Below are 17,388 nucleotides of genomic sequence, written 5' to 3'. Positions count from 1 at the left end.
AGAGTGTCTGGCGATCAATGTGATTCGTCTGCAATTCGACTTGTTGGATCGACCAGCGCAGGCGAAAGCCACCAGCGTAATCACAGCGAACAACTCACGGAATCAGGCGCAGACGCTGATTTTTGTAGGGCCGTGCCCTAATAGTTGTAGGACGCCGGCGAAAGGGTTTCGACGATCTTGTATCGCGGAGTCGGATGCTCCAGTTTGGCCGCTCAATGCAGCCTCTGGAGCCGAGAAATGAACCGCAATGGTATGCGCCCGATTCATCCGGGCGAGGTTCTGAATAAGGAATTCATGGAGCCGTTGGGCATGACTATCATGGATCTGGCCATGCCCACGAACTGGCCCGCAAGTGAGATCGAAAAGCTTGTGAAATGCCAGTTGAGGATCTGCGCCGACCTAGCAATCAGCCTTGCCACTTATCTCAACACTACGCATGAGTTCTGGATGAATCTCCAATCGACTTACGATTTGCGCAGGGCCCAGCTCAGGCATGCGGGCTTATAGCGACTGCAGCATCCGCGAAGCTCTTTTCCACCATGGCCCCGTCATTGGGCGCTTGGTCTGTTCCCGTTCCACCATCATCAACGGCACATCCTGCAACCGTATCCACGGCTGATTATTCCAATGCAACAAACTCAACGTCATGTCCGGCCAACTGAGCAGGCTCAGGTGTGGACGTTCGCTTGTGCAGGGATGTTGGGCGTCGCGCAGGGTGGGGATGACCTGGTGGGTGAGCCATTCGCGTAGCGCTCGGTATTCGGGGCAGTAGTGGTAGACGAGGAGGGCGTAGATGCCGGATTCGCTGATCAGCAGGGTGTTTTCGATTTGATTGTGGATCAGGGTTTTACGGGTTTGGTATTGGTCGGGGTCGAGCTTTCGCAGCATGCGTTCGTTGAGGTAGATGTGCAGCAGGCGGCTCAGGTCTCGGGCGCAGAACCAGGGTTGGTTCTGGATGAGAAGGGCGTGGAGGGGGAGTTTGTGGCGGGTGAAGATGTGCGGGCTTAGATAAGTCTCTTCTTGATTCATGGAGCAGTTCCTCTTGCTTAAGGGGCTGCCCTCAATCGTCGCCAAACGATTGGGTGGCAGTTGTACGCGGGTTGGCGAACCGGAGCAAAAGGAACCCGGCAGACCCGAAGGTCTCCCACGCACAACCGCCATGAAACGATGTGGCGGTAAATGTAGCCGCCATCATGGTTGTCGTGCGCCTTAAGCTGTTCGGGTCGCCAAACCCGGTGCTGAACATTCAGCATCGGGTGAGCTTAGAAACCTGGGCTTTTCGGCGCAATCGGACGGCGGTCATTCAGGTTGTAGGACGTTGCCGGGATGGTTGAAGGGCTGGAGATCAAAAGATCGCAGCCTTCGGCAGCTCCTACAGGGGGCGCGGATTATTCAGCGGGCGGCGTCAGCTTGGCTTCCATCTCGGCGACTTTGGCTTCGAGGCTTTCGAGGCGAGCGCGAGTACGCGCCAACACAACCATCTGACTATCAAACTCTTCACGGCTGACCAGGTCGAGTTTGCTGAAGGCACTCTGCAGCAGCATCTTGAACTGGCTTTCGATTTCGGCTTTCGGCAGCGGGGTGTCGCCGTTGAACAGGCGGGAGGCGGTGCCGCTCAGGGCGTCGAGGAAGTCTTTGGGCGCGAGCATGGTGGATGTCCTGGAAACAATGGCCGGCAGTGTATCACGCAGTGTCTATAGTCAATCTCGTGGTCAGGGATGCACGCTTTTCGCGCAGGCGGATGGACGGCGACGCACCGTTGTTGTGCGTATCCGGATGGCGTTTTGGGTGCAATGGCTTGCAGCAGCGGCCAAGGGATTGAAATCAGGGGATTTTGGCGAGATGGCAAGGTTTCTGCTTAGTCACCTTCGACCCATGCACTGATGCAGTCGCTGTGACGAATGCAGTGCGGCAGACGGAGCGGGGAGTTTCGTCGGCAGCGGTTAGCTGGCGTCAGTCGGGCAGGTAAGGCCGACGATGCGTTACAAAGCCAGGCACTGCGCTTAGACTTGAGTCGGGTTTGTTTTCCTGGGGCAAGTCCACCAATTCGGGAGAGAGTTTTCATGAAGCTAGTCACTGCCATCATCAAGCCGTTCAAGTTGGACGACGTGCGCGAGTCGCTGTCCGAAATCGGCGTGCAGGGCATTACCGTTACTGAAGTCAAAGGCTTCGGCCGGCAGAAGGGTCACACCGAGCTGTATCGCGGCGCGGAATATGTGGTCGATTTTCTGCCCAAGGTGAAAATCGACGTGGCCATCGACGACAAGGATCTGGATCGGGTTATCGAGGCGATAACCAAAGCGGCCAACACCGGCAAGATCGGTGACGGCAAGATCTTCGTGGTCAATCTGGAACAGGCGATCCGCATCCGTACCGGCGAGACCGATACCGACGCGATCTAAGCGCCGCCACAAACCCCAACGCCCCAGGAGAAAACAATATGACTCTGCGTAAATTCGCAGGGCTAGGAGCCCTGTTGTCCATCGTAATGCCAAGCCTTGCAATGGCGGCAGACGAAGTGGCGGCCCCAGTCCTCAATTCCGGCGACACTGCCTGGATGCTCACCTCGACAGCCCTTGTGCTGTTCATGACCATCCCGGGCCTGGCGCTGTTCTACGGCGGCATGGTTCGCTCGAAAAACATTCTTTCCGTGATGATGCAGTGCTTCGCCATTACCGGTCTGATCAGCATCCTGTGGGTCATTTATGGCTACAGTATTGCGTTCGACACCACCGGCATGGAGCAGGGCGTCGTCAACTTCAACTCGTTCTTCGGCGGCATGGGCAAGGCGTTCCTCGCCGGTGTCACGCCGTCGAGCCTGACCGGCCCAGCGGCGCTGTTCCCTGAGGCGGTGTTCATCACCTTCCAGATGACCTTCGCGATCATCACCCCGGCGCTGATCGTCGGTGCGTTCGCCGAGCGGATGAAGTTCTCCGCGATGCTGATCTTCATGGGCGTCTGGTTCACCCTGGTTTATGCGCCGATCGCGCACATGGTCTGGTCCGGCAACGGCGGCCTGATGTGGGACTGGGGCGTGCTCGACTTCGCGGGCGGCACCGTGGTGCACATCAACGCCGGTGTGGCTGGTCTGATTGCCTGCCTGGTATTGGGCAAGCGCAAAGGCTTCCCGACCACGCCGATGGCTCCGCACAACCTCGGTTACACCCTGATGGGCGCGGCGATGCTGTGGGTCGGCTGGTTCGGCTTCAACGCCGGTTCCGCTGCAGCGGCCAACGGCACCGCCGGCATGGCGATGCTGGTCACTCAGATTGCTACCGCTGCTGCGGCACTGGGCTGGATGTTTGCCGAGTGGGTCACCCACGGCAAGCCAAGCGCACTGGGTATCGCATCGGGTGTGGTTGCCGGTCTGGTAGCGATTACTCCGGCGGCCGGCACCGTGGGCCCGATGGGCGCACTGGTGATTGGTCTGGCCGCAGGCGTGGTGTGCTTCTTCTGCGCCACCACCCTTAAACGCAAACTCGGTTATGACGATTCCCTGGACGCGTTCGGCGTACACGGTATCGGCGGTATCCTCGGCGCGATCCTCACCGGTGTATTCGCTGCTCCGTCGCTGGGTGGCTTCGGCACCGTGACCGACATCGCCGCACAAGTGTGGATTCAGTGCAAAGGCGTCGGCTTCACGGTGATCTACACCGCGATCGTCACCTTCATCATCCTCAAGGTGCTGGACGCTGTGATGGGTCTGCGTGTGACCGAGGAAGAAGAATCGGTCGGCCTCGATCTGGCACAACACAACGAACGCGGCTACAACCTGTAAGTACGCGCAGCAAAAAACTTGCCCGGTTCGCCGGGCATTTTTTTGTCTGGAGTTTGTCGCAAAGAGAGCAGCTGAAAGGATTTTTCGTACGGCTTTGGTCGTGTTTACGACGAGCGTTTTTCTACGGCCAATGGCTTACATCATTGCAGGAATATTAGGGCCTTTGTTTTTTCCCTGAGCGCGCTAGAATGCGCCCCGAACGTGCGGAGAACTGTATGTGGCAACAGACTCTGATAACTCTGCGGGCAAGACCCCGGGGCTTTCATCTGGTAACGGACGAGTTACTCGCCGGCCTGCCTGAACTCAAGGCATGTCGGGTCGGTCTGTTGCATTTGTGGCTGCAGCATACCTCGGCGTCGTTGACCATCAACGAGAATGCCGATCCGGCGGTTCGTCGCGACTTCGAACGATTTTTCAATCGTCTGATCCCACAAGGAACAGACGGCTATGAGCATAACGACGAAGGCCTGGACGACCTCCCGGCGCACTTCAAGGCCAGCGTGCTTGGCTGCCAGATCAGTCTGCCGGTTTCGGCAGGTCGGTTGGCACTGGGAACCTGGCAAGGCGTTTATCTGGGCGAGCACCGTGATCATGGCGGTGCCCGTAAAGTCCTCGCCACCTTGCACGGTGAAGGGGCATAGCCGCTGGTCAGCAGCGGTGAATGATTTTTTAACGGCGACTTTCGACAGTTGCCAAAGCTGGTCTATAACTAATCTGCTTTTCGCAAGTCATGAGGTAGAACATGAGCGACGATGATCTGGAAACCGACGACCTCGAAGTAGGCGACGAAGACGAGGCCGAGGACGGTCTGGAAGCAGCAGCGGAAGACGTTGCTGAAGACGATGGTGGCGACGATACGCCGGCCCCGGCTGCCAAAGGCAAAGCCAAGGCCGCGGTGTCGGTAGATGAATTGCCGAGCATTGAAGCCAAGAACAAGGAACGCGACGCCCTGGCCAAGGCCATGGAAGAGTTCCTGTCGCGTGGCGGAAAAGTGCAGGAAGTGGAGGCCAATGTGGTCGCCGATCCGCCGAAGAAGCCGGACAACAAGTACGGCAGCCGCCCTATCTGAGGCGTGCCGCTGGCTTGCTGAAAAGGCCCGCCGTCGCTGCGGGCTTTTTCATGCCTGGAATAAATGAGCTGAAGTGAATGCAGTTCCCTTGTGGGAGCGAGCTTGCTCGCGAATGCGGTAGGTCGTACAGCATTGCAGTGACTGACCTGACGCTTTCGCGAGCAAGCTCGCTCCCACAGGGTTTGTGGATTATTTCGAGGTGGCATTCCAGCGTGCGAGTACGGCTGGCAAATCACTCAGGCTGCGAATCTCGGCATCCGGCAGACGATCCGCTTCCCAGACTTTCCCCGCCGGATTAAACCAGATTGCCCGCAACCCCGCCTGTTGTGCTCCAGCGATGTCATCGCCCGGATGATCGCCAATATGCACCGCTGTTTCGGCTGTAGCACCACCGCGCTGCAAAGCTTCATGAAACAACCGAGCATCCGGTTTGGCGATGCCGATATCTTCCGCGCACAACGCAAACTTGAAGTAGTCCGCCAGGCCCAATCGACGCACATCAGCATTGCCATTGGTGACCACGCCAAGCGCATAGTGATTGGCGAGAATCTCCAGTACTGGTTCGACTTCAGGGAACACTTCGATCTGATGCCGAGCATGCAGAAACACTTCAAAACTCTTGTCCGCCAGCGCCGACGCCTCGTCATGGGTGTACCCGGCTTCTTCCAGTGCATGGAACAACACCCGCCGGCGCAGCGCGCTGATGCGATGTTTCAGCCCCGGCTCATTGGCCAGCACCCGCTCACGAATCCCCCACAAATGCTCCACCGGCACCGCACCCAGATTCGGCGCATGTTCGCTCAGCCATTCGCGCAATATCGCTTCGGCGCTGACGATCACCGGAGCGGTGTCCCACAAGGTGTCGTCGAGGTCGAAGGTGATCAACTGGATGCTCATGAATCATCGCCTTTCATGCGTTTAGCCCGTGGGTGGGCACTGTCGTAGACCGCCGCCAGGTGCTGGAAGTCCAGGTGGGTGTAGATCTGCGTGGTCTTGATGTCCGAGTGGCCGAGCAATTCCTGCACCGCGCGCAGATCCTGCGAGGATTCGAGCAGGTGGCTGGCGAAGGAGTGGCGCAGCATGTGCGGGTGCAAGTTCTGCCCCAGTTCGCGTTCGCCGGCCAGTTTCACTCGCACCTGAATCGCCCGTGGACCGAGGCGCCGACCTTGCTGGCTGACGAACACGGCGTCGTCTGCGGGGTTGGTCATGGCCCGCAGAGGCAGCCATTGTTCGAGGGCTTCGCGGGCCTTTTTGCCCACCGGCAGCAGCCGGGTCTTACTGCCCTTGCCGAGGACTTGAACCATGCCATCGGCGAGGTCGAGTTGATCGAGATTGAGTCCGGTCAGTTCGGAAAGGCGCAGGCCGGAAGAATAGAACAACTCAAGAATCGCCTGATCGCGCCGCGCAAGAAAATCATCCTCGACCGCCCCTTCAAGCAGTTGCAGTGCGCGATCAGTATCGAGGGTTTTCGGCAGGCGACGTTCGCCCTTCGGCGGCGCCAGACCGGTCGCCGGATCGTGGTCGCAAAGACCTTCGCGATTCAGATAGTGATAGAGCCCGCGTACTGCCGAGAGCAGCCGCGCGAGACTGCGCGAGGATTGGCCCTGCGCATGCAGACGGGCGATCAGGCTTCGCAGGCGCTGAATGTCTAGCGCCGCCCAGCTGCCGATGTTCTGTTTGACGCACCAGCCAAGGACTTTATCGAGGTCGCGGCGATAGGCCGAGAGCGTGTGCGGCGACACCTGTCGCTCACTGCGCAGGTGTTCGCAGTAAGCGTCCAGTTGCCGTTCCATGCTCAGCGTACCGAGCGCAGGGAGCTATTGACCCGTGGCAGCACACGGCCCATGACTTCGGCGATATAGCTGAGGAACAGCGTACCGACCGAACTCTTGTAGTGCTGCGGATCACGGCTGGCGATCGCCAGAATGCCGTGGATGCCTTGATGACTGACCGCAACCACGGCGGTGGAGCCGATCTGTTTGCGCTGTTCTTCGCCGAAAAGAAAATCCAGCTCATGCTCACGCAGGCTGCCGCTGACGCTTTTGCCTTCGGTGAGCAAGCCACCGATGGCGACTTGTGCGTCGGCGTGAGTGACCCAGCGACCGACCGGTGCCGGGTTGTCACCGAGCAGAATCAGGCTGACAAAGGGCACCTGAAAATCCTGGCGCAGGCTGTCTTCGACGCTGATCACCACGTCTTCGAGGCTAGCGGCGTCCATCAGGGACAGTATGAGACGGCGGGTCTTGTCGAACAGTCGATCGTTGTCGCGGGCGACGTCCATCAATTGCGAGAGGCGATGGCGCATCTCGATGTTGCGGTCGCGCAGAATGGTCATCTGCCGCTCGACCAGCGAAACGGTATCGCCACGCTGGTGAGGAATGCGCAGGGCGGGCAGCAGTTCTTCGTGCTCGACGAAGAAGTCCGGATGCGCCTCCAGGTATGCGGCAACCGCTGCCGCCTCCAGGCTCTCGGACGCTGATTCGTCGGACTGTCGGGCGGGTACCTGAGGCTTATCGGTCATGGTTTCTGCTCACTCAAAGACGTACTTGTCCTTCGTATACACGCACTGCCGGACCGGTCATCAGAACCGGTTGGCCAGGGCCAGCCCATTCAATGGACAGGCGCCCGCCGGGCAGGTCGATCAATAGCGGCGAATCCATCCACCCCTGGCTGATCGCAGCGACAGCCGCTGCACACGCGCCGGTGCCGCAGGCCTGGGTTTCCCCGGCGCCACGTTCCCACACGCGCAGTTGCGCGCGGTTGCGGTCGATGACCTGGAGAAAGCCGACATTGACCCGCGCCGGGAAGCGCGGGTGGTGTTCGATTTTCGGCCCCAGTTCATGCACCGGTGCATTGTTGATGTCCTGCACGCGCAACACGGCGTGCGGGTTGCCCATCGACACGGCGGCCAATTCGACCGTGGTGCCGTCGACTTCCAGTTGATAGCTGCTGGCCTGCGCCGGCGCTTCGAACGGAATGTCCGCTGGCACCAGACGCGGGGCGCCCATGTTCACGCCGATCTGGCCGTCGTTACGCACGTCCAGTTCGATGATGCCGCCCTTGGTCTCGACGCGAATCTGCCGTTTGGCGGTCAGACGCTTGTCGAGCACGAAGCGTGCAAAGCAGCGCGCACCGTTGCCGCACTGCTCGACTTCCGAGCCATCGGAATTGAAGATCCGGTAACGGAAATCCACGTCCGGATTGCTCGGTGCCTCAACGATCAGCAACTGGTCGAAACCGATGCCGGTGTGGCGGTCGCCCCACTGCTTGGCGTGCTTTGGCTGAATATGCGCGTGCTGGCTGACCAGGTCGAGAACCATGAAGTCATTACCCAAGCCGTGCATTTTGGTAAAACGCAGCAGCATGGGTTACTCCGGCAGCAGGCTTTCGCCGGCAAACAGCTCGGCCACGGTTTCGCGGCGGCGCACTTCAAAAACCTGATCACCGTCTACCAACACTTCGGCAGCACGGCCGCGGGTGTTGTAGTTGGAACTCATCACAAAACCGTAGGCACCGGCCGAATGCACGGCCAGCAGATCGCCTTCGGCCAGGGCCAATTCACGGTCCTTGGCGAGGAAGTCACCGGTTTCGCAGATCGGGCCGACGATGTCGTATTTGCGCGCAGCGGTGTCACGCGGTTTGACCGCAGTGACGTCCATCCACGCCTGATACAGCGCCGGGCGGATCAGGTCGTTCATCGCCGCGTCGACGATGGCGAAGTCTTTATGTTCGGTGTGCTTGAGGTACTCGACCTGCGTCAGCAGCACGCCGGCATTGGCGACGATGAAACGGCCCGGCTCGAACACCAGCGCCAGGTCACGTCCGTTCAAGCGCTCGCGCACAGCCTTGATGTAGTCGGCAGCCAATGGAGGCTCTTCATCGCGATAGCGCACGCCCAAACCACCACCGAGATCGATGTGGCGCAGGTGAATGCCGCAGTCGCCGAGACGATCGACCAGATCCAGCAAGCGATCGAGCGCATCAAGGAACGGTGGCAGGGTGGTCAGTTGCGAGCCGATGTGGCAGTCGACACCGACCACTTCCAGGTTCGGCAGATGCGCGGCGCGCACGTACACGTCTTCGGCGTCGGCGATGGCGATGCCGAACTTGTTCTCTTTGAGACCGGTAGAAATGTAAGGGTGGGTGCCGGCATCGACGTCCGGGTTCACCCGCAGCGATACCGGGGCGCGAACGCCCAGCTCGGCGGCGACCACTTGCAGGCGCTCCAGCTCGTCGGTGGATTCGACGTTGAAGCAGTGCACGCCGACTTCGAGGGCGCGACGCATGTCGTCACGGGTCTTGCCGACACCGGAGAAGACGATCTTGTCAGGGCTGCCGCCAGCGGCCAGCACTCGCTCCAGCTCACCACGGGAAACGATGTCGAAACCGGCACCGAGACGGGCCAGGACATTCAGCACGCCGAGGTTGGAGTTGGCTTTGACCGCAAAGCACACCAGGTGCGGCATGCCGGCCAACGCATCGGCATAGGCCAGATACTGGGCTTCGATGTGCGCGCGGGAGTAGACGTAGGTGGGCGTGCCGAAGCGATCGGCGATGGCGGACAGCGCCACACCTTCCGCGAACAGCTCCCCGCCACGGTAGTTAAAAGCGTCCATGGCGATCCCTTATTGGTAAACGTCGTGCTTGTGTGCTTTGGACGGCTGCTTCTGCGAAGACTGGGCTTGCTCGGCCGGGTCCTGATCGTCATCCGGCAGGTACAGCGGGCCTTTTTGACCACAGGCCGAAACGAGGCAGGCAACCGCGACGAGCGCAGCAAGGGAAGAGATCAGGCGCTTCATGGCGAAATCCTTGAAAAATGCGTTAATTGCGCCGGAGTATACCGGCCACCCGGCAGCTTGCCTATGCGAGGGGGTTCCCGTCCGGCGGGGCTTGTCCGTGAGCACTGGTAACCCTGAGGGAGCGAGCCTGCTCGCGATGGCGGTGTGTCAGGCAACAATAATGTTGAATGTGCCGGCCATTCGCGAGCAGGCTCGCTCCCACAGGGTTGGGTGTTCGATGCCCTGACCGGTGCTTGGTCGTTAATCTTTGCAATCGGCCAGCAGCGTCCGTATCTTTCGGCGCTTGTGCCTGATCAGACATTTTTTGAGGTTGCCGCAATGAGTTTGTCCGAAGCCCGTTTCCACGATCTGGTCGATGAAACCCAGGAAAAACTGGAAGACATCTTTGACGAGAGCGACCTGGACATCGATCTGGAAAGTTCGGCCGGTGTGCTGACCGTCAAGTTCGAAAACGGCTCGCAGCTGATCTTCAGCCGCCAGGAGCCGCTGCGTCAGCTGTGGCTGGCGGCGGTGTCCGGTGGTTTCCACTTCGACTACGACGAAGAAAGCGAGCGCTGGATGTGCGACAAGAGCGAAGAGCAATTGGGCGAAATGCTCGAGCGCATCGTCAAGCAGCAGGCCGGCGCCGAATTCGACTTCGAAGGTCTGTGATTCCGTGACTGACACCGCTCCCGTTCGTCCACCGAAGCCGCTGTACAGCAACATCAGCCCGGCAGTGCCTTCGCCGTGCAGCGGTGTGTGCCGATTGGATGAGCAGAAGGTCTGCCTCGGCTGCTTCCGCCATGTCGAAGACATTCGCGAATGGCGCTCGGCAGATGATGACCGGCGACGTGTGATTTGCGCGCAGGCGTTGCAGCGCAAACAGTGCGGCGGGGCGTGACTTGTATATTTTTTGAGCTGTGATAGTGTCCGAACACGCCTCAACCCATCGAGGCCTGGTGAAAACCCCGTCTTTTTTGGCGGGGTTTTGCTTTTTTTGTGTGCAGAAGAAAGGAGTCTGCCCGGATCATGACCGCACCTTCCATCACCCTTACCCGTCTGGACGTGCAACGTCTGGAGCGCCTGATCGACAGCCTGGATGACACGCTGCCGGGCGTGATCGCGCTGCAAACCGAACTGGACCGCGCCGACACCGTGGTCGGTCACGATGAAGTGCCCGCCGATGTCGTGACGATGAATTCCCGTGTGCATTGCCGCGAAGAAGGCAGTGGCAAGGATTACCACCTGACGCTGGTCTATCCGAAGGACGCCAACGCCGATGAAGGCAAGATCTCGATTCTGGCGCCAGTCGGCAGCGCACTGCTGGGCCTCAAGGTCGGTCAGCACATCGACTGGCCGGCTCCGGGTGGCAAGACCCTCAAACTGACCTTGCTTGAAGTCGAATCGCAGCCGGCCAACGGCGGTGAATTCCGCGAGTAAGCCCGCCTCAGACCTGTTCGAGTGCCTCGTTCAGAGCGCGCTCCAGGTCAGCCTTGTAGCGCAGATACAGATTGCTTGAACTCTGCCCGTCACCGAGCAGGCCGGAAAGGTCGAGGTCGGTGATGTAGCAGCGATAGCGTTCGCTCTCGCGGCGCTGCTCGACGATCTCCCGGGCGACCACGCTGAACAGCTGGTCGCCATGTTCCAGTTCGCTGAATTCCCGTTGATTGCAATACAGCGTGACCTGCACTTCGCCCGGTGCGGCTTTGCCGACGATCGCCTGTACGTCGTAGAACGGCTTGTTCACTGGCGTCTGTGGTGCCGACCGCGCTTCGACCCGGCGCGCACGTCCCGGACCTGAAGGCAATAACTGGTAATACAAAGTTTCGAGACGGCCGTCGGGACCGGCGTCCATCGGCAGCACGGCTTCGCGGCGGAACAGAATCGATTGCAGGAAGCGTTGCAACGGCACCAACAGACTCTGCTCGTCGTGATAGGGCAAATGTTGCTGCCACAGCGCGTTGAACTCATCCAGCACGTACAGCTCGGCCTGCTGCTCGGTGATCCGATAGAACACTTGAATGCACTCCGGCTGACCCATCGGCAGGATCAGCGCAAGGTCGTTATCTTCAAGTGCCATGGGATCCAGGTGCAGCGGACTGTAGCGCGGCTGTTCTTCGCCAAGGTAGTCGAGCAGGGCCGGCAGGGTGGCAAGCGCCACATGGTTGACCTGACCCGGCACCAATTCCAGCACGTGATAATGCTGCTGCACCTGAATCAGGTAGCGATGGTTCAACTCGCTGAGCAACAGGTTCTGCGCGGTGTCGATGATTTCTTCAACGCGACGGGCAATGAACTGCGCGCGGTTGTGGCAGAAGCAGCGCACCTTCAATGACGGCTGCAACGGCCCGCGCGGCAGGTTGTTGAGGTAATCGCGTAGGCAGTCGAGCAGGGCATGCGGGCCGTCGAAGCGGTTGACCAGTACTTCGTTCCAGCTATTGAGCGTGACCTGATCCAGGGTCAGCACGAGGTTTTCGCGCACCCCGGCGTAACTCAGCGAGTCGGTGCGCTCGGTGGTCATCAGGATATTCAGGTCGCGGTGATGCTTGAGCGGGTCGACGCCGACGTTGACCAGAATCAGCACTTCGCTTGGCACCGCTGCACGCAGCAACGGTTCTTCCGCGACGGTGGGCAAGGGCAGGGCGATGCACTGTTGCAGGCTGCCGAGCAGGTTGAACAGCTCGAACTCGCTCAGGTCGCTGGTGCCGGGATGCAGGGCCAGGCGGGTGCTGCTGTCGATCACGCCGTTGCGGTGGCACCAGGTCAACAGCTCCAGTAACTCGCGGCTGCGCTTGATTGGCGCAAAATGTTCCCACTCAAGTGCCGTGAGGCTGCCGTTATACAGGCCCCACTGGGTTTGTCCCGGTTCCTTTTTATTGCGTGACTGCACCAGGGTCAGGGTGTCTTCGGCCAGATCCGGGGCGATGCCGGGGTTGATGAATTCGACCTTGTCGGCCTTGCGTTCGAAGGCCGCGTAGAGCCGGCGCCCCAGCACATTGAGATCGCGTTTATTGATCAGGCTGACGGTTTGTTCTGTGCGGGCGAACTGGGTCAGGAAGCGATAGCTGTAGTTCAGCTCATTGACCAGCGCGCGGCGTTCGGCGCTGACCTGGCGGACTTTCCACTGACTGCGGCTGTCGAGCAGCGTCAGCTGCCGCTGATCCCAATGCCACTCGCTGGCCAGCCGTTCCAGCAACGTGCGTTGCCAGCTCTGGGTGCGGCTGTTGCCGGTGAGCTTGCGGTTGACCTTCAGATACAACGCGCGACGAACCAGCTCCAGCCGTTCCGGCTCGTTGCGCGCGGTGAGGTATTCCTCGATACGCCGGTACACGACCATGTACGGGTCCAGTTCATCCAGATCCAGCTGGTTGGCGAACACGGCTTTTTTGAAGCGCAGGCTCAGACATTGCACCTGCGGGTGTTCGCTGGCGTAGACCTCGGTCAGCAGCAGCTTGAGCACCGATTTGTAGGGTGACTCGATGCCCTTGAACAACTGCCACAATCCGGCACCGATGAATTCGCCCGGCGGAATCCGCGCCAGATGACCGAGGTCGAGGGTCTCGTCGGCCCGGATAAAACGCTTGGACAGCAGGGTGTGGGTGTAAAGGTTGTACGCGGTTTCTTCGTAAACCGGCACCAGCCACCAAATGGGTGTGCGCCCGGCCAGCCAGATCGCGGTGCGGTAAAACTCGTCCAGCAGCAGATAGTGCTGAGTGCTGCCGCAGTTTTCCGAGCTGAGCTGGGTGTCGCGTTCGCCTTTGACGAAGCGCTCCGGGTCGATCAGGAAAAAATGCGCTTCGGCGCCCTGACTCGCGGCCCAGGCTTCCAGCAGCTGGCATTTTTTGCGCAGTTCGGCGAGCTCGCTTTCGTTCAAGTCCGGCGCGTGGCAGACCCACACGTCCATGTCACTCTGATCGGCCTGTGCCAGCGTGCCAAGGCTGCCCATCAGGAACAGGCCGTGAATCGGTCGCGGCGGATTGCTGCCGTGACGCGGTTTGTACGAAAACGAACGAGTCAGACGCTGTGCGTCGGTCAGCACGTTGGCGTCGGGCTCGTAATTCGACAGGCCGGCCGGCGTGCTGCCCGATACGTATCCCGGCAGCAGCGGGTGATTAACATGAAAGAACAGCGGCAACAGCGTCAACACACTTTGCTGGCGTGTCGACAGCCCTTCAAGGGCACGACCGAGGCGGCCTTCATTGAGTTTGAGAAAACGCGCGCGCAGCTGGCTGAGTACCTTGCGGTCGATGCCTTCGTCCAGGTCGGGGCGGATTTCGTGGGTGCGCGTCATGTCAGCTCAAACCGGCTCGCAGGCTCGGACGAAGAGGGTCTCGGAATGGGAGGCAGTTTAGCCTTTGCGCAGCGGGACTTTTAAGCTGAATTTGTTTTTTGACGTCAGATTTCTATCGCGGGTGGCCGGGCAAGCCCGCGGAAATCCCGTGGCAGGAGTTCCCGTGGGCAAAGTCAGGGGGAATCAGGCGGTTTCCTGCTCTCTCAGAATGGTCAGCACGGTTTGCACACTTTGTGCGGCATCGCGACCGAGGCTGGTCAGATACCCGCCATCGGGCTGGTCGGTCAGTTCTTTTTCAAAGAGGCGTTTGGCAGCGGCGATGTGTTTCGGGGCAGCGGTCTGATGAATTTTCAGACCTTCCTGGGAACTGTCCAGGTTGAAGAGTGCGAGGACTTCCAGTTCGGCAACCAACTCAGGGGTAAGCGACATAAGGACTCCAGACTTTCTAGGAATTGGACGACAGCGTCCCTAAGGTGAACCCGCTTTTGCGGCATGTCCAGTGCTCAGATCAGGGATTTTGTCTTGAGGCGGATTGCAGTGTAGTCGGGAGGCGGGAGTTGGCTGGATGGATACGTTACAAACATTGTAGGAGTGAGCCTGCTCGCGATAGCGGAGTGCCTGTCAGCATCTTTTTCACTGACAGAACGCTATCGCGAGCAGGCTCACTCCTACAGGATCGGGGCTTACTGCTTTTCGGGTGGCAACTCTGGCAAAGCGCGCAGCGCCGCTTCGTACCATTCAGTATCAAATGCGCGGTCTTCATCGAGCATCGCGTCAATCTCATAGGCCAGCACATGCGCCATCAGATTGAGGATCTCTTCGCGCTCAACGCCCACCAGGGTCAGCTTGTTGAAGGTCGCTTTGGCCGCTGGCGGGTTGTCGTTTTCAATCTGATTTTCGATCGCTTCAATCAATGTGTTCTCGGTGAACTCTTCTTCGTCTTCAATCTCGATGTCTGTCGGCTCGCTCATGGCAGGCTCCTTCATGGAAAGGCGCCAGTTTACCCGCATTCAGTGGCGTGATGCTGCTGGCGGGAAACGCCTGAGCGATCTATAAACAGGCACTGCCCACCCCGCACGGCCTGGAGGCTATGTGATGTTCAAGCTCTACGGATTCTCAGTCAGCAACTACTACAACATGGTCAAACTGGCACTGCTGGAAAAAGGCCTGCCGTTCGAAGAGGTCACGTTCTACCCGACGCAGACAGCGGAGTCTCTGGCCATCAGCCCGCGCGGCAAAGTGCCGGTGCTGGGTGTAGACGCTGGTTTTATCAACGAAACCGCGATCATCCTCGAATACCTCGAACAGACCCAGAAAGGCACGCCGCTGCTGCCGAGCGATCCGTTCCAACGCGCGCAGGTATTGGCGATTGCCAAGGAAATCGAGCTGTACATCGAGTTGCCGGGACGCGCCTGTTACGGCGAGGCGTTCTTCGGCATGACCCTGCCGGAGGCGATCAAGGAAAAGACCAAGACTGAATTGCAGCTGGGTTTCGCCGCGCTGGGCCGACATGGCAAATTCGACCCGTACGTGGCGGGCGACAGTCTGAGCATTGCCGATTTGTATTTCCTCTACAGCGTGCCGCTGGCCTGTGCGGTCGGGCAGAAGCTGTTCGGGATTGATCTGCTGGCGGAGTTGCCGCAGGCGAAGGCGCTACTGGAGAGGTTGGAGCAGAATCCGCATGTGCAGAAGATCGCGGCAGACAAGGAAGCTGCGATGCCGGCGTTTTTGGCGATGATCGCTGCCAAGAAGTGAGTTTTATAGCGCTCTGAAGGAAGCCTTCGCGAGCAGGCTCGCTCCCACATTTGGATTTTTGTTGAACACAAAATTTGTGGCCGAAAAAAATCCCCTGTGGGAGTGAGCCTGCTCGCGAAGCTTTTGGCTTTTGGCTTTTAGCGGCTAGCGATCAGCGCCTGACCGCGTACCACCGCTGCCTTGACCTGCGCCGGCGCAGTGCCGCCGATATGGTCACGAGCATTCACCGAGCCTTCCAGGGTCAGCACGGCAAACACGTCCTGCTCGATCTGATCGCTGAACTGACGCAGCTCTTCCAGGCTCATCTCGGCCAGATCCTTGCCAGTGTCGACGCCGTACTTCACCGCGTGACCGACGATTTCATGGCAGTCACGGAACGGCAGGCCACGGCGTACCAGGTAGTCAGCCAGGTCGGTCGCGGTGGAGAAACCGCGCAGCGCCGCTTCACGCATGATCGCGTGCTTGGGCTTGATCGCCGGGATCATGTCGGCAAAGGCTCGCAGCGAATCACGCAGGGTGTCGGCGGCGTCGAACAGCGGCTCTTTGTCTTCCTGGTTGTCCTTGTTGTAGGCCAGCGGCTGGCCTTTCATCAGGGTCAGCAGACCCATCAGTGCACCGAACACACGGCCGGTCTTGCCACGTACCAGCTCCGGTACGTCAGGGTTTTTCTTTTGCGGCATGATCGAACTGCCGGTGCAGAAGCGGTCCGGCAGATCAATGAACTGGAACTGCGCGCTGGTCCACAGCACCAGCTCTTCGGAGAAGCGCGACAAGTGCATCATTGCGATGCTCGCGGCCGAGCAGAATTCGATGGCGAAGTCGCGATCGGAGACGTTGTCCAGCGAGTTGCCGCCAACGGCGTCGAAGCCCAGCAGTTGCGCGGTGTATTCGCGGTCGATCGGGTAGGTGGTGCCAGCCAGCGCGGCGCTGCCCAGTGGCATGCGGTTGGTGCGCTTGCGGCAGTCGACCAGACGCTCGTAGTCGCGGCTGAGCATTTCGAACCAGGCCAGCATGTGGTGCCCGAAGGTCACTGGTTGCGCGGTCTGCAGGTGGGTGAAGCCCGGCATGATGCTCGCGGCTTCGCGCTCGGCTTGCTCCAGCAGGCCTTTCTGCAGGCGGGTGATCTCGGCGAGGATCAGGTCGATTTCGTCACGCAGCCACAGGCGGATGTCGGTGGCGACCTGGTCGTTACGGCTACGCCCGGTGTGCAGCTTTTTACCGGTAACGCCGATGCGGTCGGTCAGGCGTGCTTCGATGTTCATGTGCACGTCTTCGAGGTCGACACGCCAGTCGAACTGGCCGGCCTCGATTTCGCCCTGAATGGTCTTCAGGCCGTCGATGATGCTGTCGCGCTCGGCATCGGTCAGCACGCCGACCTTGGCCAGCATGGTGGCGTGGGCGATCGAGCCCATGATGTCGTGGCGATACAGGCGCTGGTCGAAAGTGACGGAGGCGGTGAAGCGGGCGACGAAGGCGTCGACGGGTTCACTGAAGCGGCCGCCCCAGGACTGATTGGTCTTGTCAGTGCTCATGAATTCGCTCGTATCGGCTTGAAGAAAGAAGGCGTGAAACGCTGGCGCGGATAATAACAGGGTTGCCAATCCTGTCGCTGACACTGGTCGATACGTTTTTTTCTCATTGCGTCAGCCATAGTGGCCGCTGGTGCCGGGGTATTTGCACAAGGATATTTTTCGATTGAGCAATATCGGCCCGGCGA

At 59.7% G+C, this 17,388-nt stretch carries 21 protein-coding genes; 9 read left to right on the top strand and 12 right to left on the bottom strand.

Features of this window, described 5'->3' with window-relative positions:
* Window positions 1-237: 237 nt before the first annotated feature.
* On the top strand, window positions 238-507 hold the full coding sequence (locus AB4O11_RS07470) for a HigA family addiction module antitoxin (protein ID WP_460130396.1): 270 nt from the start codon (window positions 238-240) through the stop codon (window positions 505-507).
* On the opposite strand, the gene AB4O11_RS07465 is transcribed toward AB4O11_RS07470, so the two are convergent.
* Both AB4O11_RS07465 and AB4O11_RS07460 read right to left on the bottom strand, forming a co-directional pair.
* Window positions 502-1,029, bottom strand: a complete 528-nt coding sequence (locus AB4O11_RS07465; protein WP_257356597.1) for a BRO-N domain-containing protein — start codon at window positions 1,027-1,029, stop codon at window positions 502-504. The two genes, AB4O11_RS07470 and AB4O11_RS07465, sit on opposite strands and share 6 nt — an antisense overlap.
* Window positions 1,030-1,388: 359 nt before the next feature.
* Window positions 1,389-1,649 carry an accessory factor UbiK family protein gene (locus tag AB4O11_RS07460; RefSeq protein ID WP_008086041.1) on the bottom strand — a complete coding sequence of 87 codons (261 nt, stop codon included), beginning with the start codon at window positions 1,647-1,649 and terminating at the stop codon, window positions 1,389-1,391.
* Window positions 1,650-2,063: 414 nt separating this feature from the next.
* On the opposite strand from AB4O11_RS07460, the gene glnK reads away from it, so the two are divergent.
* From glnK to sutA, 4 genes are all read left to right on the top strand, one after another.
* Window positions 2,064-2,402 (top strand): P-II family nitrogen regulator, encoded by a 339-nt coding sequence (gene glnK, locus AB4O11_RS07455; protein ID WP_002555808.1) that lies wholly within the window; start codon window positions 2,064-2,066, stop codon window positions 2,400-2,402.
* A 38-nt stretch (window positions 2,403-2,440) separates the two neighbouring features.
* On the top strand, window positions 2,441-3,778 hold the full coding sequence (locus tag AB4O11_RS07450; protein WP_186620136.1) for an ammonium transporter: 1,338 nt from the start codon (window positions 2,441-2,443) through the stop codon (window positions 3,776-3,778).
* A 215-nt stretch (window positions 3,779-3,993) separates the two neighbouring features.
* Window positions 3,994-4,419, top strand: a complete 426-nt coding sequence (locus AB4O11_RS07445) for a secondary thiamine-phosphate synthase enzyme YjbQ (RefSeq protein ID WP_003229414.1) — start codon at window positions 3,994-3,996, stop codon at window positions 4,417-4,419.
* 101 nt (window positions 4,420-4,520) lie between these two features.
* Window positions 4,521-4,847, top strand: coding sequence for a transcriptional regulator SutA (gene sutA, locus AB4O11_RS07440; RefSeq protein WP_460130395.1), 327 nt, complete (start codon window positions 4,521-4,523; stop codon window positions 4,845-4,847).
* A 189-nt stretch (window positions 4,848-5,036) separates the two neighbouring features.
* Here the strand turns inward: sutA and AB4O11_RS07435 are convergent, their stop codons facing one another.
* From AB4O11_RS07435 to lptM, 6 genes are read right to left on the bottom strand one after another with little or no spacing between them, the layout of a single operon-like run.
* Window positions 5,037-5,744 carry an HAD family hydrolase gene (locus tag AB4O11_RS07435; protein WP_320336158.1) on the bottom strand — a complete coding sequence of 236 codons (708 nt, stop codon included), beginning with the start codon at window positions 5,742-5,744 and terminating at the stop codon, window positions 5,037-5,039.
* A complete protein-coding gene (xerC, locus tag AB4O11_RS07430) occupies window positions 5,741-6,640 on the bottom strand; it encodes a tyrosine recombinase XerC (protein ID WP_007950060.1) in 900 nt (299 codons plus the stop codon). Before xerC ends, AB4O11_RS07435 begins: the two co-directional genes overlap by 4 nt.
* 2 nt (window positions 6,641-6,642) lie before the next feature.
* Window positions 6,643-7,368, bottom strand: coding sequence for a DUF484 family protein (locus AB4O11_RS07425; RefSeq protein WP_064116398.1), 726 nt, complete (start codon window positions 7,366-7,368; stop codon window positions 6,643-6,645).
* Between the two features lie 13 nt (window positions 7,369-7,381).
* Window positions 7,382-8,212, bottom strand: coding sequence for a diaminopimelate epimerase (dapF, locus tag AB4O11_RS07420; RefSeq protein ID WP_257356594.1), 831 nt, complete (start codon window positions 8,210-8,212; stop codon window positions 7,382-7,384).
* A gap of 3 nt (window positions 8,213-8,215) precedes the next feature.
* The gene (gene lysA, locus AB4O11_RS07415; protein WP_077575015.1) at window positions 8,216-9,463 is read right to left on the bottom strand and encodes a diaminopimelate decarboxylase; all 1,248 of its coding nucleotides are present in this window, start codon (window positions 9,461-9,463) and stop codon (window positions 8,216-8,218) included.
* A gap of 9 nt (window positions 9,464-9,472) precedes the next feature.
* The gene (lptM, locus tag AB4O11_RS07410; protein WP_007911098.1) at window positions 9,473-9,646 is read right to left on the bottom strand and encodes an LPS translocon maturation chaperone LptM; all 174 of its coding nucleotides are present in this window, start codon (window positions 9,644-9,646) and stop codon (window positions 9,473-9,475) included.
* A gap of 318 nt (window positions 9,647-9,964) precedes the next feature.
* On the opposite strand from lptM, the gene cyaY reads away from it, so the two are divergent.
* The 3 genes from cyaY to rnk all read left to right on the top strand — a co-directional run bounded on the left by cyaY (window position 9,965) and on the right by rnk (window position 11,065).
* A complete protein-coding gene (gene cyaY / locus AB4O11_RS07405; RefSeq protein ID WP_077575013.1) occupies window positions 9,965-10,297 on the top strand; it encodes an iron donor protein CyaY in 333 nt (110 codons plus the stop codon).
* A gap of 4 nt (window positions 10,298-10,301) precedes the next feature.
* Window positions 10,302-10,526, top strand: coding sequence for a DUF1289 domain-containing protein (locus AB4O11_RS07400; protein WP_460130394.1), 225 nt, complete (start codon window positions 10,302-10,304; stop codon window positions 10,524-10,526).
* A gap of 128 nt (window positions 10,527-10,654) precedes the next feature.
* Window positions 10,655-11,065 carry a nucleoside diphosphate kinase regulator gene (gene rnk, locus AB4O11_RS07395; protein WP_027610444.1) on the top strand — a complete coding sequence of 137 codons (411 nt, stop codon included), beginning with the start codon at window positions 10,655-10,657 and terminating at the stop codon, window positions 11,063-11,065.
* A gap of 7 nt (window positions 11,066-11,072) precedes the next feature.
* Here rnk and AB4O11_RS07390 read toward each other — a convergent pair whose 3' ends face one another.
* From AB4O11_RS07390 to AB4O11_RS07380, 3 genes are all read right to left on the bottom strand, one after another.
* On the bottom strand, window positions 11,073-13,916 hold the full coding sequence (locus tag AB4O11_RS07390) for a class I adenylate cyclase (protein ID WP_460130393.1): 2,844 nt from the start codon (window positions 13,914-13,916) through the stop codon (window positions 11,073-11,075).
* A gap of 183 nt (window positions 13,917-14,099) precedes the next feature.
* Entirely contained in the window at window positions 14,100-14,345 is a 246-nt protein-coding gene (locus AB4O11_RS07385) for a TIGR02647 family protein (RefSeq protein ID WP_047596728.1), read from the bottom strand.
* A 254-nt stretch (window positions 14,346-14,599) separates the two neighbouring features.
* The gene (locus AB4O11_RS07380; RefSeq protein WP_320336556.1) at window positions 14,600-14,887 is read right to left on the bottom strand and encodes a hypothetical protein; all 288 of its coding nucleotides are present in this window, start codon (window positions 14,885-14,887) and stop codon (window positions 14,600-14,602) included.
* Window positions 14,888-15,011: 124 nt separating this feature from the next.
* Here AB4O11_RS07380 and AB4O11_RS07375 point away from each other — a divergent pair, with 124 nt between their 5' ends.
* Window positions 15,012-15,671 carry a glutathione S-transferase family protein gene (locus AB4O11_RS07375; protein WP_099757491.1) on the top strand — a complete coding sequence of 220 codons (660 nt, stop codon included), beginning with the start codon at window positions 15,012-15,014 and terminating at the stop codon, window positions 15,669-15,671.
* Between the two features lie 137 nt (window positions 15,672-15,808).
* Here the strand turns inward: AB4O11_RS07375 and argH are convergent, their stop codons facing one another.
* Window positions 15,809-17,203, bottom strand: coding sequence for an argininosuccinate lyase (gene argH, locus AB4O11_RS07370; RefSeq protein ID WP_095049356.1), 1,395 nt, complete (start codon window positions 17,201-17,203; stop codon window positions 15,809-15,811).
* Window positions 17,204-17,388: the final 185 nt, after the last annotated feature.

This window comes from Pseudomonas sp. H1_D05 (genome assembly GCF_054682705.1).
Note: the sequence above shows the minus strand (reverse complement) of the source record. Positions and strands in the feature narration are given on the sequence as shown.